The organism is Streptomyces sp. NPDC006283 (genome assembly GCF_040613325.1).
Lineage (GTDB): Bacteria > Actinomycetota > Actinomycetes > Streptomycetales > Streptomycetaceae > Streptomyces.
The window spans coordinates 13,023-27,571 of the sequence record NZ_JBEXRZ010000034.1 but is presented as its reverse complement, the minus strand read 5'-3'; the positions used below and the strand labels follow the sequence as shown (position 1 = coordinate 27,571).

Annotated in this window: 17 protein-coding genes; all 17 read right to left on the bottom strand. The window is 69.3% G+C overall.

Annotated features, from left to right (window positions below; all coding sequences use genetic code 11):
- Positions 1-8 precede the first annotated feature (8 nt).
- Positions 9-491: a hypothetical protein gene (locus ABZ070_RS10340; protein ID WP_356631993.1), complete on the bottom strand. Its 483-nt coding sequence runs from the start codon at positions 489-491 to the stop codon at positions 9-11.
- A gap of 1 nt (position 492) precedes the next feature.
- Positions 493-1,701 (bottom strand): hypothetical protein, encoded by a 1,209-nt coding sequence (locus tag ABZ070_RS10335; RefSeq protein WP_356631991.1) that lies wholly within the window; start codon positions 1,699-1,701, stop codon positions 493-495.
- Positions 1,698-2,750, bottom strand: coding sequence for a hypothetical protein (locus ABZ070_RS10330; RefSeq protein WP_356631989.1), 1,053 nt, complete (start codon positions 2,748-2,750; stop codon positions 1,698-1,700). The genes ABZ070_RS10335 and ABZ070_RS10330 overlap by 4 nt, the downstream gene beginning before the upstream one ends.
- Positions 2,751-2,763: 13 nt before the next feature.
- Positions 2,764-3,618 carry a phage tail domain-containing protein gene (locus ABZ070_RS10325; protein ID WP_356631987.1) on the bottom strand — a complete coding sequence of 285 codons (855 nt, stop codon included), beginning with the start codon at positions 3,616-3,618 and terminating at the stop codon, positions 2,764-2,766.
- Complete coding sequence (locus ABZ070_RS10320) at positions 3,611-6,229, bottom strand: hypothetical protein (RefSeq protein ID WP_356631985.1); 2,619 nt, start codon at positions 6,227-6,229, stop codon at positions 3,611-3,613. The genes ABZ070_RS10325 and ABZ070_RS10320 overlap by 8 nt, the downstream gene beginning before the upstream one ends.
- A gap of 13 nt (positions 6,230-6,242) precedes the next feature.
- Entirely contained in the window at positions 6,243-6,383 is a 141-nt protein-coding gene (locus ABZ070_RS10315; protein WP_356632039.1) for a hypothetical protein, read from the bottom strand.
- Positions 6,356-6,859 (bottom strand): hypothetical protein, encoded by a 504-nt coding sequence (locus tag ABZ070_RS10310; protein WP_356631983.1) that lies wholly within the window; start codon positions 6,857-6,859, stop codon positions 6,356-6,358. Before ABZ070_RS10310 ends, ABZ070_RS10315 begins: the two co-directional genes overlap by 28 nt.
- A 93-nt stretch (positions 6,860-6,952) precedes the next feature.
- Positions 6,953-7,519, bottom strand: a complete 567-nt coding sequence (locus tag ABZ070_RS10305; RefSeq protein ID WP_356631981.1) for a phage tail protein — start codon at positions 7,517-7,519, stop codon at positions 6,953-6,955.
- A gap of 46 nt (positions 7,520-7,565) precedes the next feature.
- Complete coding sequence (locus ABZ070_RS10300) at positions 7,566-7,895, bottom strand: hypothetical protein (RefSeq protein ID WP_356631979.1); 330 nt, start codon at positions 7,893-7,895, stop codon at positions 7,566-7,568.
- A complete protein-coding gene (locus ABZ070_RS10295) occupies positions 7,892-8,344 on the bottom strand; it encodes a hypothetical protein (protein WP_356631977.1) in 453 nt (150 codons plus the stop codon). Before ABZ070_RS10295 ends, ABZ070_RS10300 begins: the two co-directional genes overlap by 4 nt.
- The gene (locus ABZ070_RS10290) at positions 8,344-8,793 is read right to left on the bottom strand and encodes an HK97-gp10 family putative phage morphogenesis protein (protein WP_356631975.1); all 450 of its coding nucleotides are present in this window, start codon (positions 8,791-8,793) and stop codon (positions 8,344-8,346) included. The genes ABZ070_RS10295 and ABZ070_RS10290 overlap by 1 nt, the downstream gene beginning before the upstream one ends.
- Entirely contained in the window at positions 8,793-9,470 is a 678-nt protein-coding gene (locus tag ABZ070_RS10285) for a hypothetical protein (RefSeq protein ID WP_356631973.1), read from the bottom strand. The genes ABZ070_RS10290 and ABZ070_RS10285 overlap by 1 nt, the downstream gene beginning before the upstream one ends.
- Positions 9,471-9,473: 3 nt before the next feature.
- Positions 9,474-9,776 carry a hypothetical protein gene (locus ABZ070_RS10280; protein WP_356631971.1) on the bottom strand — a complete coding sequence of 101 codons (303 nt, stop codon included), beginning with the start codon at positions 9,774-9,776 and terminating at the stop codon, positions 9,474-9,476.
- Between the two features lie 36 nt (positions 9,777-9,812).
- Positions 9,813-11,036 carry a phage major capsid protein gene (locus ABZ070_RS10275; RefSeq protein ID WP_356631969.1) on the bottom strand — a complete coding sequence of 408 codons (1,224 nt, stop codon included), beginning with the start codon at positions 11,034-11,036 and terminating at the stop codon, positions 9,813-9,815.
- A 215-nt stretch (positions 11,037-11,251) separates the two neighbouring features.
- A complete protein-coding gene (locus tag ABZ070_RS10270) occupies positions 11,252-11,890 on the bottom strand; it encodes an HK97 family phage prohead protease (RefSeq protein ID WP_356631967.1) in 639 nt (212 codons plus the stop codon).
- Complete coding sequence (locus tag ABZ070_RS10265) at positions 11,890-12,234, bottom strand: hypothetical protein (protein WP_356631965.1); 345 nt, start codon at positions 12,232-12,234, stop codon at positions 11,890-11,892. Before ABZ070_RS10265 ends, ABZ070_RS10270 begins: the two co-directional genes overlap by 1 nt.
- Positions 12,235-12,236: 2 nt before the next feature.
- The gene (locus ABZ070_RS10260) at positions 12,237-14,546 is read right to left on the bottom strand and encodes a phage portal protein (protein ID WP_356631963.1); all 2,310 of its coding nucleotides are present in this window, start codon (positions 14,544-14,546) and stop codon (positions 12,237-12,239) included.
- Positions 14,547-14,549 lie beyond the last annotated feature (3 nt).

Genomic DNA, 14,549 nt, shown 5'->3' with positions numbered 1-14,549 from the left:
GGGTCCTTTCAGAGGAGACGGGCGTACCGGGGGGCGATCGAGATGGTTCCGCCGGTACCGAAGTGGCCGCCGGTTGTGGCGCCGGATGTGCGCCTGCACTGAATGTCCAACTTGACGCCGGCCGAGGCTTGATAGGCGCCCAGATTCAGCGTCTGCGCAGCAAACTGATACGAGTACGTGGCTGCGACGGACCCGGACATGACTACGGAGCCGTCCAACAGCACCTGCCACTGCCCGCCCGTGTTCGTGCTCGACACCTGATCACCCAAGAAGACAAGCCCGAGTGACAGAGACGCGGTCCGCGGCGCGAACGTCGTCTCCCACGCGGTGATGAAGGACGTGCTGTCGAGCATGGGCATCGCGTTGAAGGCCGTCGGGAAGACGGGCAATTCGTCGGCCAGCCCGTTGCCGCGTCGCTGCACCTGGTCGAGCCGCTTCTCCAGCGCGGCGATCCGCTGGAGGACATTCGGGGTGGAGGCGTAGGCAGGCATGTCACACCGCCGCGCAGGTGAGGGCGACGCGCTCGGCGCCGGTGGCCGGGGCGGCGTCGATGGCGATGATGCGGAGTACCTGCTCTTTCCCGGAGGGCATGCGGGTGGAGGGGTCGATCACGAACAGGCCCTCATCACCCACGCTGTACGAGCCGAAAGGCGGGTCCGCGTCCGCCTCCACGACGAATCGCGGCTGCGTGGTGGCCTGCGACCTCGCCGCCAAGTCGGCGTTCGTCAGGGACTGCAGACGCGTGGCGTCGTAAACGCCCTCGAACTTGGAGACCGCCTCGAGCAGCAGCCAGCCGGATTCGAGCATGTCGGTCGCCTGCGCGGTGCGGACGATGGTGGCCTCACCCTCGCCCTCTCCGATGCCTGATGTCTCGGTGGCCAACTGGGTGCCGGCTTCAGGCCAGTCGTAGGAGACGATTGAGGAGGCAGGCCCGCCGTGCGCGAACACGAGCCCGCTCTCCGCGGCGGTGCGGCCGCGGCGCGGGTACCACATGCGATGTCGCTTGTAGCGGGTCGGCGGGTTGTTGTTGGTCGACGCTGTCCACCCGACCTCGACGCCGAAGTCGAAGCCGTCCTCTGCCTGCGAGAGTTCGTACACGGCCCGGTACACCTCGGGCCGCTCGTACCCGCGGTAGGTCATCAATCTGTTCGGGCCCTCCGCGGCGGTGGCCAGCAGGGCGGTACTGATGCCCGGATTTCCGTACGGCTGCGCGTGGCAGTAGTTGAAGAGCGACCAGACCATGTGCTTTTGATTCGCGTACAGCATCTGCCCGTCGGGCACGTGGTCGGTGTCCGTGATCTGATCCGGCTCGGTGGACAGCGTGGTCTTGATATACCGGTGTTCGTAGTAGGACAGGAACTCCGCGCAGGCGATGTCCCAGCCGGAGCCGTTCGGGGTGCGGGTCCACAGGATCCCGGCCCACACGATGACGCCGTCCCGGTCGACGTACACGGCGGTCCGGCCGGGGACGGTGGCAGCGTCGGGGCCGAGCGGCAGGGTCTCGTCGGCGTACGGCACGTGGGCGCGCATCACCCCGATGCCGTTGAGGACGGTGCCGTACTGGACGCCGGACAGCGGAAGTTCGGCGAGCAGCACGTCCGTCTTGAGGTCGCAGAACAGGTACGTGTACGTGTGCGCCCTGCTCTGTGGTGCGAGGGATTCCTGCCGGGCGAACAGGGCCTCCAGCGCGGGAATGGTCACGACACCACCCCGGGCGCGTCGACGATGAAGAACTGCCGCAGGTTGATGGACGTGACCGGGGTGGACTGGCCGGTGATGCCAAGGTTCCCGGACCCGGACAGATAGGCGCGCAGAGGCGCACTGGACGGAGCGCCGCCGCCACCCCAGTTGATCTCAGCAGCGGGCCGGTACGCCGCGCTGAAGTTGAACATGTTGAAAGCTGCCGTCGTCACGCCGCTCAAGTTGATGATGCCGCGGAAGTACCGGATCCTCAGGCCGCCCATCACGACGTCCTGCACCTCAGGGGTGTTCGGGGACGCCGCCGCCGTTGCGCCGGACAGGTACGAGCCGATCGTCGTCAGCGTCTTCCACCCCGACGCGGTGACCGCCTGCATATCCGCAGTCGACCCGTCCAGCTTCCCGTAGCGGAAGCGGTCGAGGTCGGTGAGGTAGAAAAGCTGCCCAGGGTGCGGCCGGTTCGGCGCTGCGGCCGAAGCCACCGGAAGGATCCCACCGAAGCCCGTGGAGTACTGCCGGATGTCGGTGATGTTCGCCGCGGCAACGCTCGTCTGCGACGGGCCGATAGCCAGATCAGCAAGGATCTGCGCGTTCGGCGGAAGCGACGGCCGGACCGCGGCGCCGGCCGATGCGGCATACGTGCCCTGAATGACCTCCAGTCGCCATTCGGAGACGCTGCCTGCGGTCTCGGCGTCGTACACGCTCGCGACGACGCAGTCCTTCCGGTACTGCCCGGCCCCGCCAGCCGGGGCGACGGCGAGCGTGATGTCCGCGTCGTTCACGCAGACGTACGTACCCTTGCCGCCGGTGTCGTGATTGTCGATGTAGCAGTAGCCCGCAGACACGATGACGGTCATGTTCGGGGTCGGCGCCGCGCGGACCTTCAGCTGCTGGTTTTGGTACGAGGGGCGGACGCCCTGCCGGATCCGGGTCGGGGTCGCCTCGTCGGCGAGGAAACCCGGGTAGCCGAGCAGCGAGGAGACGACGAGCCGGTCCGTCTGCGCCGGGTACGAGCCTGCCTGCATCCATGCCGGGGGGTTGATGACGGCCATCGCTGGCCTCCTTTCACAGGGTGGTGTCTCGCCAGGTGACGGTCAGAAGGGACGGGATGCCGGATCCGCCGGGCAGTGCTTCGCCGCGGTACGCCAACTCGTTGGAGCCGGGCTTGAGGAGCGGCCACATGGATCCGGCGCGGACCCATGAGCGGCGGGGGCTGGTGCCCTGGTAGAGGACTGCGCGGGTGCGGGTGTCGATGAGGAGGTATTCGCCCTCTTGGAGGGTGGCGTCGATGATCAGGGACTGGCCGGTCGTCACCTGCTCGATCGAGGGGTTGGCGACCGGCCCGTCGATGCGGAGCGTCGGATATGCCGGGCTGGCACCGGCGTTCACCGCAGTGACCCGCCCGGACTCACCGGCCGACCCGTACGTCCGCGGGTACAGCAGCGGATAGGTGCGGCCCGCCGCGCGACTGTAGGCGGTGGTCGACGTCGACCGCTCCTCGAGCCCGTACAGGAACGGGTCGGCGCAGTACACCTCGAGCGCCGCCGTGCCCGAGGACCACAGGTGTTCGGCGTCGTAGGGGATGCTGCGGCGCCGGACCTTGCCGTAGATCAAAGTGTCCTGGTCGAGGAACGCCAGCGGCAGCGGACTGGTCTGCGGCTGCGTCGCGGCGCGCAGCGCGAGGACCAGCTCCCGCAGATCGTCTGGGGTCTCGCCGAGCAGGGTCAGACCGAGCTGGATCGTCCGGGCCCCGGTGTAGTCGGGTCCGGTGTAGTCGCCGTGCTGGCCCGGCCGCTCCGAGTCCTCGGCGCGGATGTCGGGCATGTCGTCGAGGCCGTGGATCGTGGTCACGTGGTAGCGGGATCCGGGGCCGAAGATGAGCCCGTCCCACTGGATCCGGCCGAGGCGTCCGTTAGCCACTGGTGCCCCCTACGAGTCCGCGCCACGACAGGGCGCGCAGGATGCCGTCCGGCGACGCGTCGGTCTGGTGCAGGTGAAAGGTGTGCCCGGCGGCCGCGGCCGGCGCCGTATAGGCGGGGGTCAGCTGGCCGCGTCCGGGCACGGTCGACAGGGCACCCGCGGCCACGGTCAGGTTCGCCGCGCCGAGCATGCCCGGCATCTCCCGCGTGATCTGCAGCAGCCGCGCCCGCAGCTGACCCACGGTGTCGTCGATGCCGGTGATGAAGGACTGCATCACCAGACGGCCGGCGGGGGTGAGCAGGCGTGCGTCCTTCTCCGGTGGCCCCTTCCAGTCGGGGATCATGTTCGTGATGCTGGAGAGGGTGTTCTGCAGGCGACCGATCTGCGACTGGATACCGGAGATGAAGCCGCCGATCAGACGGGCGCCTGCGTTCCACAGCAGGCTGCCGAGGTTGCCGAGCGCGGATAGCACCCGGCCGGGCATGGACGCGGTCAGTGACACGACCTGCCGGAAGCCGTTCGAGATTCCGCTGAGGAAGGCGTTCGCGCCCTCGACGGCGCGCTGCGACATGCTGGAGGCCAGGCCCCTCAGTGCGCTGCGTGCCTTGCCGGGCAGTTCTTGCAGGAACATTGCGATTCGGGCCACGAGTTCGGCGGTGAGCCGCACGAGGCTTGCGGCCATGTCCAGCGAGTAGCGGACCGCGTTGTCGCGCATGGTGCGGATATGTTCCGACGCTTTGTCGCGCAACTCCTGGAAGTTGATGACGGCCGATACCGACATGTCGCGTGCCGCTTCGCCAGCAATGCGGGTGGCTTCGCTGAAATCGCCCGTCAGGATTGCTTTCACTGTCCGCAGGGCGGGGATCACGAATTCGTTGAGCAGGTCGGCGAGGGCGTCGAGCGCCCATCCGAGGGTGTCGGAGATGAGCGGCGCCACCTTCTCGATGGCGGGGCCGATCTCATGGACGAGGAGCGTGACCAGCTGCAGGATCTTGGACACGACCGGGGCAAGGTTGACCAGTAGCTCACCGGTGGCTTTGGCCATGTCCTTGGCGATGGGGCCCAGCTCTTTGAGCAGGTCCTTGAGGTCCGGGCCTATTTCGCGGATGAAAGTCTCGAGGTCGGGGCCGATTTCGGCGAAGACGTCGCCGACGATTTTCAGGGCTTCACTGAGCAGTGGGCCGACCGTTTTGGCGAGTTGGTTCATCACCGAGTAGAGCGCACCGAGGCCCTTTTGAACCCTCGGGTCAGCGAAAGCCTTCTCCAGCTCTCCGGTGATCGTCTTGAGTACGCCGATGAGTCCGCCGCCGTTGTCCTGCGCCGGTTTGAAGATGTTGGCGATGATCCCAGCAACGTTCCCGGCGATGTCTTTCAAGTCGCCGAGCAGGTCGATCGCGCGATCGATCGCCTTCTCCATCGCCCCGGATTCAAAGCTGCGGTCGATCTTCTCCGCCAGCTCGTCGGCCGCCTTGGCGGCCGCCTTCGTCAGTCTGTCGAAGCCAGGCGCGGCGGCAGCACCGATCTTCCCGAGTGCCGTGACGACTTGGCCCGGAACACGTTCCAAGTTCTTGAGGCCCTTTGTGGCGCCCTTCAGCGCGGTACCGAGGATGCCCCGGTCAGCCAGGTCGCGGGCTGCCGCTCCGACGCCCTTGGCCATCCGGTTGAGGCTGTCGGACGTGTCGTTGAGCGCCGTCCGCAGGGACGGTAGAGCTGCCTTGGCCGTGTTCCGCAGCTCCTTGTCGAGCCCGGCGAATACCTTGTCTTGCACGGTTTTGCGGATCTCGTCGAGCACGGGCCGTGCCTTACGGAACTCCTCGACGAAAAGCCTCGCGTTCGGGGAGAGCTTCTTCAGCGCTTCGGCGTACTCCTCGGCCTTCTCCGGGTCGAGCGCCGCTGAGATGGCGTCCTCTACGCCGACCATGGCCAGCTTGATCGTGCTCGTCGCCAGCTTCACGGCGATCAGTCCGGACACGGCCGTCGCGGCGGCCGGCGCGATCTGCGCCAGGGTGGTGACCACTGCGCCCAGCAGCGGCACCAGGGCCCCCACGGCGGCGCCCGCGGTGACGAACGGGGCGGCCAGCCCGGCCAGGCCGCCGATCATGCCGACGACGCGGCCGAGTGCACGGCGGACCTCGTCCAGCTGGCGCCGGGCGTTGTCGCTGTCGACATCGACGTCGATATCGATGTCCTCGTCATCGACCTGGCGGGCCGCGGCGCTAACCTCCGCGAGTTGGCGCAGCGCCCCGCCCACGGAGGCCTGCACGTTGATGTTCGGGTGAGTGTGCTGGAGCCGGTCGAGGTGGGGCTCCAGCTCGGCCATGCGGCGCAGGGCTTCCTCGACGCTGATGTCGACGCCGATGCGCTGGTTGGACAGTTCGTCGAGTTCGCGGCGGACGCGGGCCAGGTCGCGGTCAAGGTCCGAGCTGTCGCCGTTGATGGGGATGTCGGGGATGTTGCGGACGGTGTCGCGGAGTTCGCGCTGCAGCGACGAGCCGAGCGCGGCTCCGACCGATGAGCCCTGCCGGGTGGCGTCCGCTACCAACCCGCTGGTGTTGGCGAGGTTGACCTGCAGATGGCTGATCAAATTCGGCAAGTTGATGTCGTCGGCCACCTCGGGTCACCTCCTACTGCATGGCGGCCATGGCCATGAGGCCGGGGCCGGACTGGACGGTCTGGGCAGGGCCGCTGCTGTGGGCGGCCTTGTGCTGTTCGGCGAGCGTGAGGAGCTGCGCCTGCGTCATGTCCCAGAAGGTGTCGGGAGGAATGTGGAGGGCACCGACGGCGAGGTAGTAGAGCTCTGACCAGGGGTAAGGCCCGGGGTCACGTCCGTCATCGGGGCTTTTCCCCGGTGCTGCAGCGCCTTGGAGAGGGCGGCGGAGAAGGCTGACACGTACTCGTCGAGGCGCCCGGGGTCGAGGAGGTCGGCCAGGTCGACGCCGTCCGTGCGACGGCGGAACACGATGTCGCCGGAGATCTTCCGTTCGCCCTTGGCGTCCTGGTGCTCGCGGATGTGGGGCTCGAAGCCGCCGGGCCCGACGCTGCCGGCGCCGATGATCTGGAGGAGGGGGCCGAACGCCGCACCCTGGCCGGTGGAGTCGATCGCGGCCTGGACGGCGGCGATGCTGCCGAAGCGGGCTTCGAGGAGGGCCAGGGCGCGGAAGGCGTAGCGAAGCTGGACGGTGGTGCCGTCGGTGAGGGTGACGGTGCTTCCCTCGGCAATGAGGTCGAGTCCTGTGGTCATGGTGCGTTCCTTGGGTCAGTGCCGGGTTTCGGCCTGCGGAAGGGGCGGGGGCCGGGCGGGCGGCAGTGGGTGGAGGCCGCGCCCGCCCGGCGGTCAGGCGATTGCCGCGGCGGTCTCGTTGAGGACGACGGAGATCCACTTGCCGTTGGCCTGGAGGGGGTCCGCGTCGGCGGTGAAGCTGGCGATGCGGTAGTCCTCCTCGGCGAACCCGAGGTCGGGGAACGAAGAGGCCGTGAGCTTGTGCAGGACCACGTGCACATCGCCGCCGACGAGGTCGACACCGTTCGGCGGGGTGACGCCCTCGAGCTTGAAGGGCGGGAAGTTGGCCGTGTCGGCGGTCAGGTCCCAGGTGGCCTTCTGTGCCGGGGTGGTGCCGGAGTCGGTGACGGTGCCGCCGATGATGGCGGCCAGGACGTCGAGCGACATCTTGGCGTGGGTGATCGACACCTGGACGTTCGAAATGCTGGAGTTCGAGGCAAGCTGCACGTTGTCGCCGCGGAGCTTCTTGACCTCGACGTCGCCCGAGATCTCGAGAGTTTTGATTCCGGGCACGTCGATGAGGGCCCCGTACGTCGGGGTGCCCCCGGCGGGGTCGGCGGTCAGCGGCGCGATCTTCGCGTCCTGGATTCCGTAGACGCGGGTGAAGCGCTGGATCGGCATGGCGGTTCTTCCTTCCTGGTGCCGGGGTTCGGCCCGGACGGGCGGGTTACGGGGTGGGAGCGCTCGTGGCGAAGCCGCCCGCGGGCGGGCCCGGTGGCTCTTCGTCCTGCGGTGCCGGGGTCTCGAGCGCGGAGCCGGGCACAAGGGCGGCCAGGGCCTCATCGACGGGGCCGGCGTCCTGCGGCGGGATGATCCCGTCGACGAGCCACCATGTGATGCCGGGCTGGCCCTCGACCTCGTGGATGACGACCGCGCCGTCGGTGACGCCCTGTTCCGTGGGCACGCGCAGGAACGTGGCGGTGGCGGCCGGCGGCCATGACGAGCCGAGGTAGGACACGACCTCGGTCCGGTCGATGGGGATGTAGGCGACGGTCATGCGGGAAGCACCTCCGAGCGGAGCAGCTCACGGTGGATTGCCACGGTGATGGAGTGCCGGATGCGGTTGTCGGCGATGGGGAAGCGGTCGATGTCCTGGACGCGGACGGCGGTGACCTTCGCTGGATGCGCGGGCAGTGGGTGGCCGTGCAGGGCGTGCGCGAACAGTTCGGCGAGGCCGTAGCGTTCGGCGTTCGGGGCCTTGCTTGCGGTGGCTTTGGTGCGGGCGTTTTCGATGAGGTCGACCGTGACGGTTTCGATGATCGGGACCGAGGCGTCCGGGTCGCCGAAGTCGCCCTGGCCGGTGAGGTCGAGGCCGATGGACACTGCCTCGGTGATGACGCCGAAGGGGGGTGCTTGCCCGGGGCGCGGACCGTCGCGGAAGAACGGCACGCTCGTGCCGAGGGCTTCGAGGCGGGCCTTGATCGCGCCTGCGGTGGTGGCGGCCATCAGCGACGCCCCCGCCCGGCGCGACCCATGTTGGCGCGGAAGAAGATCTCTGCCATCTCCACGGCCGGCCTCATGAACGGCTGCGGGCGGGTGCCGGGGTGGTTGACCTGCGCGACCGGATGGCGGGCGCCGGGCCAGTAGAGCGCCTTCTTGGTGAGGGGCTTGATGACGTGCGGGGCGGTGCCGTACTCGACGGCGGCCGCGTAGTTGACGTTCGTGCCGACGACGTAGCCGACCGAGCGGCCGGAGTTTTCGGCGCGGGAGACGATGGAGGACCGCAGCCGGCCGGTGTCGACGGGGGCGCGGCGCCGGGCTTCGTTCTGGACGTCGATGCGGGTCCGCTCAACGGCGCGCTTCACGTCGTCGGACATGCCGCCGAGGACACGACGCAGGCCGCGCTCGTACGCGCGGGTGTTGAGGCGGGCGGTGGCGGAGGCTCCGAACCGCATCACACACCTCCGAAGGACGGGACGGCGCGGTTGATGTAGTCGACGAGGAGGGCGTCTGCCTGCGTCGATCCGGTCGACGACGACGGGGTGACGGGGTCCGACGGGGCGTCGTCCTCGATGCGGACGTTGTTGCCCTCGTCGTCGACGTCCAGCCCCGGGTCTTGTGCGGCATCTGCGTCCGACGGGCGTGTCTGGGTCTCGATGTGCGCAGCGAGCAGGGCGCACGCCTTGCCCACCAAGGCCGGCACAGTGGCGTATCCGAACTCGCCCTCCACCTTTGCCTGCTCCAGTCCCCACCGCTCGAACAGGCCACGCCAGCCACCGGAGTAGCTTTCGGCCCCGGCAATCAGGTCGTCGTAGCCGCCCCACCGCAGGTGCACGGCGTCGATCTGCCCGAGCACGTCAGACGACGTGACCCGACACGCCGACGACGGCAGCGACGACGCCGACCCATCGGAGACGACGGGCGTCACAGCAGTGACCGTGCGGACGCGGCGGGTAAGGATGACCAGTCCATCCGCCGCCACGTCCGCCACCACCACCAGGGGGGTTGGCTCGAAGAGCTGCTGCGTGTACCGGGTGATCCGCTCCGTGGCAGCAGCGATCCACGCGCTGACTTCGGCGTCAGAGCCGGTGCAGCCCGCTTCCCGCGCCTCTGCCACAGAGCAGTACGCCATCGGTCAGCCCTCGGCCTTGTCGCCGTCGGACTGCTCGGCCTCGGCGGCGTCGAGCTCACGCTTGACGCCGGCCGTGACGAGCCCGCCCTTGGAAACGATCTGCCGGGCGAAGCCGCCCGGGTGCTTGTTCACGACCGGGCCGACCGGGGTGGACATGCCCTCGCCGCCGAGCGCCCGGAAGGCGTCCTGCGGCGCGGTCTGGCCGATGTCCCAGCCCTCGCCTGCCGCGTACTCCTGCGTGCGGACGACGGCCGCGTTCGGCTGCTCTTCGGGGGTGTCGGACTTCGTGCTTCGTGCTCCGGCCATCACTGGCCTCCTCACGGTGTCGGGTCGGGCCAGGGGTCAGGTCGCCGCGGCGAACGTGATGCGGACGAACGCCTGCGGGGTGTGCACCGCGACGTTCGCCCGGCGCTCGGCGAGGATGACCAGCGTGTTCGCGGTGAAGTAGTCCGCGTGGCTGTCGGTCATGAGGATCGTGATCCCCTGCCGCTCCCACAGCGTCGCGCCGGTGCGGAAGCCGCCGAGGAGCGCGGTGCCGGCGGTCATCGCCACGGTGGTGACGACGGCAAGGCCCCACAGGCGGGTCGGGGCGCCCGGGTCGGTGACGTTCGCGATGACGCGGAACTGCCCGTTGGCGTCCTCGTCGAGCTCGATGTCCTGCCAGTCGAGCGGGTTCATCACGACGGCAGTCGGCGGGTACATCGCCAGCTCGGCCTGTGTCTTGGCCTTGCGGACGGTGATGAGCTTGACGTCCGTGGAGCCGACGCCGGGCTGGTAGCTGCCGATGCCCGGGGTGGTGAGGATGCCCTGCATCTCCGTGGTGCCGTTGCCGGTGAGGATCTGCCTGTCGAGCAGGTACTCCAGCCCGTACGTCAGGCGGCCGTTGATGTAGCCCATCAGCTGGCCGTTGTCGTCGGCGGCCTGCCGTGTGATGGGCACCCAGTGCGCCACAGTCTTGAGCGTGGTCGTGATCAGGTCGAAGGTGAACGGCCCCGTCTTCGGCTTGTCCGCACCTTCCGCGACAACGGCGGCCTTGTTCCACGTCGACTGCGGGCCGGACGTGTCCCGCATGTACTCCAGCGTGGTGCCGTCGGATGTCTGCCGGTCCAGCAGCCCGGCGACGAGGAGCGGGAAGTCGGGGTTGTTCGGGATGATCCCCGGGACTCGGGTGTTCTGCTGGGGCTGGGTGCCGGTGGTGACGGTGCCGGCCGGGGCCGCGCGGTGTTCGACGGAGAACTGGCCGCGCTTGCCGTGCTCCCGGAACTGGGCCAGCGCCGCGGACCGGACGAACGCTTCGGCGGCCGACACGGGGTCGGGGTTGCCGCGCTCGTCGGGCTGCATTCCGGGCTGGTTGCCCTGGCCGGGCTGGGGCTGCGGGTCACCGGCGGGGAGCTGCGCGCCGCGCAGGGCCCTCAGACGGGCGTCGCGCTGGTTCGCTGCCTCGATGTCTGCTGCAATCTTGTCGGCGCGGGCGAGGAGTTCGCTCGGGTCGCCGTCGTAGTTGGGGTCCTGGAGCTGCGCGACGATTTCGTCCCGCTGCTCGATGAGGGTGGGTGCCTTGGGCATCGCGTCCTCCTCGGTTCCGTGGGGCGGGCCAGCAGCCCACCCATGGGTCATGGGTGTCTGCGGTCCGTCTGTCACGGCCGGTGGATCGCGCCCGGCATGCTCACGGCTTTTACGTCCGGTGTGAGCGCCCGGATCAGTTGCTGGCGAGGGTAGATCGAATCTGTGACGCCCGTCGGCGGGGGCTGCAACTTGCACCGCCGACAGCTGCTCACGGGTCAGCCGATCGTCGTCAGTCGCAGCCACGCCGCACGGCGCGCCCGCTCCTGCATCCGCTGCTCGTCGGCCTGCTGCTCCTCCTCGGCCGCGGCCGCCTGCTCGTCGAGAGTCGGGGCCTGTACCTGCTCGTACAGGTCACCGAGCGCGGACCGGACGGTCTTCAGTTTCGAGCCGGGCACCGCCGCCATGCGTGCCGTGATCTGGGAGACCTCCACCAGGCGGGCACTGCGGATGTTCTCCAGCAGCTCGGCCCGCTCGTCGTCACCGAGCTCGTAGAGCTTCTTCCAGTCCGGGAGGTCGGTGCGGACGAACCCGACCGACAGCTCCCGCGCGGATCCGCTACGCGCCATGACGCGGGCGTCCCGGCCGGCGGCTGTGTCGTCGTAGCGGCCCTCGATCCACAGGTGATCGGACTTCTCCTCGGCGCGGAAGGTGCCGACGGGCTGGTAGGGGGAGTGCATGAACAGCAGGGCGTAGTCCTGCTTGTCGACTCCCTTGCGGAACACGCCAGGGTGGAACGTGGTGCCGTAGCTGTCCTTCTTGCCGTAGCGGCAGGCGTACCCGGCGAACGTGCCGTCGCTGCCCTCGTCGACGCGCCACTCGACATCCTCGAGCGACCGGAACTCGATCTCTGCCATCACTGGCCTCCCTGCTGCTTCAACTGGTGTTCGGCGTACACCTCGGCGACGCCGTCCATGACGGACTGGTGGGCGGGGGACAGGCGCGGGGCGTACCGGTAGACGGCACGGTCCTTGTTGTCGCGGCCGTCGTACTCGTAGACGATCCGGCCGCCGCCGAAGCTGACGTGCTTCGGCAGGTCACCGTTCGGGTCCGGCACGACAGCAAGATCGGTCTTGCCGTCGAACGGCCCCCGGCGCACCTCGGAGAACGGGACGCCGACCGGGCAGTACGCGCCGCGGTACTGCACGCTCCCCGCAGGCTGGAGGATGACGGGGACCTCGCCCCGCAGCAGAGTGGCCATGGTCAGGACTCCTCGGGCTCGAACTCGAAGGTCAGCGCGCAGCGACACTGAATGGACTGGTTGGCGGGCGCGGCCGGATCCGCCGGCCACCGTGACTCGGTGAGCGGGAACCGCTTGTTCATCGGCACCGAACTGCCCTGCGCAGCACGGTGTGTGCGGCGAGTGCGGGCGTCGTCGGTGGACAGCCACGTCTTGCGCACGGCCCCGGCGTCGAGGGCAGCCATGTGCGACGCGGCGTTGTAGCCGCCGACAGTCTCGGTGCGGGCGATCATCGTTGCCCGGTAGTCGGAGAGGTTGGTGAACACCCGCTGGATCCGCGCCCGCAGCTCGGGCACCGACTCACCCTCGGCGACACCGTGCGCGAGGAGCTGCGACCGCAGCACCTGCTCCGTCGTCGCCGTCACCTGCCCGGCCAACTCGTCGATCCGGTCCCGCAGCGCTCCAGCGACGTCTGGCTCGTCAAGGTCGAAAGTGCCGGTGATCGTGGCACCGCCCCGGCGCCATGCCCGCTCGACGAACGGGCGCAGCACCTCCCGGGTCCGGCGCCGCCAGTAACCGCCGTCGAAGATCTCCCGCACCCGGATCCGCTGCTCCCACCCGTCGGGGCCGGCGGCGACGTCCATGTCCGTGGCGCGGTCTGCCGGGACGATGTCGAGGTCCGGCGGGGCGAGGGTGAGCAGCTGCTCGCGGGCGATGGCGCACGCCTCGGTGCGTACCTCGGTCAGCCAGGCCGCCGACCGTTCGGGCTTCTTCATCAGCCGGTCGAAGTCGCGTAGGACACGCTCGCGCTGCTCCTTGGCGAGGGCCTGCACGGCGCGGCGGCCGGTGGCCTCCAGCTCGTCATACGCCTCGTTGATGTCCGCCAGCGATGGGGACGACGGGGTGTCGTCGGCGCGTGTCAGTTCCAGACGACGGGGTGTCGTCGGGGCGTCGACCTGCGGCCGGGCCGCGTCGAGGATGCGGGCGAGTGCGGACTCGACGGCCCGCTCGACGACGGGCCCGACGTCCGTCGACGGGCGAGCGAAGTCTGCGAGCCACGCCCGTTCCTCCTCCGGCGGGGCTGGGGTACCCACCGGCGCGTACTGCGCCCGGTACGGCGTCAGGGTCTGGGTGCCGATCCCGCCGGGCAGCGGGTCGTATCCCAGCTCGGCGCGGGCCTCGTCGATCGTGGTGATGTCCGCGTACGTGCTCGCGCGTGCCCGCTGCGCCTTGGAGTCCTGCGATTCCTGAAGAGCCTCGACCCCGGACAGGTCGAACTCGGCCTCTTCGGAGTCGGACGGCAGGAGGACGCGGTCGATCTCCGAGCCGATGATCTCCAACTTGGGCTTGATCGTGTCCGACCACAGCGTGGCCTTCGCCGCGGCCCGGTTCTCGTACGTGGTGCCGGCGGCCAGGTAGTCGTGAGGCACGCCGAACGCCATCATCACCTCGGCCGCGTTCGCCATGCGGGACTCGAGGTAGTCCATCTCTTCGGCGGTCAGCCCGACCCGGGCGTAGGAGACCGGGGTGCCGCCGCCGGGCGGGGAGGAGACGAGGAGGTTCTTGCCCGCGTTCGCCGGGCCCTGCATCGAGGAGCGCCACGCGGCGCGGGCGGCCGCGAACTGCTGCTCGTCCATCTGACCGAGGTAGACGACGCCCGTCGGGTTGGCGCCGTTCTTGTAGCTGGAGCGCTGCCACTCGCGGGCGTACGCGTCCATGTCGACGGCGTGCCGGGCGGCCTTCCACGGGGCGAGGCAGCCGAGCGGGTCGAACGGATGCGGGTACCGCAGCCAGAGCATCTCCTCGGGCAGGACCGGGACCTGTTGCCCGTCCGCCCGCCGGATCATGAACCCGATGAGGTTCGCCATCGTTGGCCGCTGCGCGAGCGGCTTGTCGACGATGACATCGACCTGGTCGAAGACGATGTGCCCCTCGGCGACGTCGCCGAGGCCGGTCTCCCCACGGTCCAGCCACACGAACGACTGGCCTGCCAGCTCACCCTGCTGGAGAACGAGAGACTTGAATACGCGCGCCGACATGAGCGGGTTGGGCCGCTTGTTGAACAGGTGCGCGATCGGGTGGCCGTCGATGACCGAGCCGTCCGACTGGTGCACGGCAAGGGGCACCGAGCTGCCGTTGTCGGCGATCGCAGCCACGCACCGGTACGCCACCGCGCTGTTGGCGTAGCCGCGGGCCTCGGCGTCGAGGTCCAGCGTCAGCGACTGCTGCCCGCCGATGGAGGCCACGGTGATCGGGCGCCGGTCCCGGAGCGTGTCCAGGCCCCCCGCGCGCCGGCCGAACAACGCGTCGGCCACGTCTCGGAATCGTCCCATCAG

What these genes read in the sequence shown, in the direction of transcription:
- ABZ070_RS10305 (WP_356631981.1), bottom strand. Translation starts at nt 7,519, where the DNA reads ATGCCGATCCAGCGCTTCACCCGCGTCTACGGAATCCAGGACGCGAAG.
- ABZ070_RS10295 (WP_356631977.1), bottom strand. Translation starts at nt 8,344, where the DNA reads ATGGCCGCCACCACCGCAGGCGCGATCAAGGCCCGCCTCGAAGCCCTC.
- ABZ070_RS10285 (WP_356631973.1), bottom strand. Translation starts at nt 9,470, where the DNA reads ATGGCGTACTGCTCTGTGGCAGAGGCGCGGGAAGCGGGCTGCACCGGC.
- ABZ070_RS10275 (WP_356631969.1), bottom strand. Translation starts at nt 11,036, where the DNA reads ATGCCCAAGGCACCCACCCTCATCGAGCAGCGGGACGAAATCGTCGCG.
- ABZ070_RS10280 (WP_356631971.1), bottom strand. Translation starts at nt 9,776, where the DNA reads ATGGCCGGAGCACGAAGCACGAAGTCCGACACCCCCGAAGAGCAGCCG.
- ABZ070_RS10260 (WP_356631963.1), bottom strand. Translation starts at nt 14,546, where the DNA reads ATGGGACGATTCCGAGACGTGGCCGACGCGTTGTTCGGCCGGCGCGCG.
- ABZ070_RS10300 (WP_356631979.1), bottom strand. Translation starts at nt 7,895, where the DNA reads ATGACCGTCGCCTACATCCCCATCGACCGGACCGAGGTCGTGTCCTAC.
- ABZ070_RS10330 (WP_356631989.1), bottom strand. Translation starts at nt 2,750, where the DNA reads ATGGCCGTCATCAACCCCCCGGCATGGATGCAGGCAGGCTCGTACCCG.
- ABZ070_RS10265 (WP_356631965.1), bottom strand. Translation starts at nt 12,234, where the DNA reads ATGGCCACTCTGCTGCGGGGCGAGGTCCCCGTCATCCTCCAGCCTGCG.
- ABZ070_RS10340 (WP_356631993.1), bottom strand. Translation starts at nt 491, where the DNA reads ATGCCTGCCTACGCCTCCACCCCGAATGTCCTCCAGCGGATCGCCGCG.
- ABZ070_RS10290 (WP_356631975.1), bottom strand. Translation starts at nt 8,793, where the DNA reads ATGCGGTTCGGAGCCTCCGCCACCGCCCGCCTCAACACCCGCGCGTAC.
- ABZ070_RS10310 (WP_356631983.1), bottom strand. Translation starts at nt 6,859, where the DNA reads ATGACCACAGGACTCGACCTCATTGCCGAGGGAAGCACCGTCACCCTC.
- ABZ070_RS10270 (WP_356631967.1), bottom strand. Translation starts at nt 11,890, where the DNA reads ATGGCAGAGATCGAGTTCCGGTCGCTCGAGGATGTCGAGTGGCGCGTC.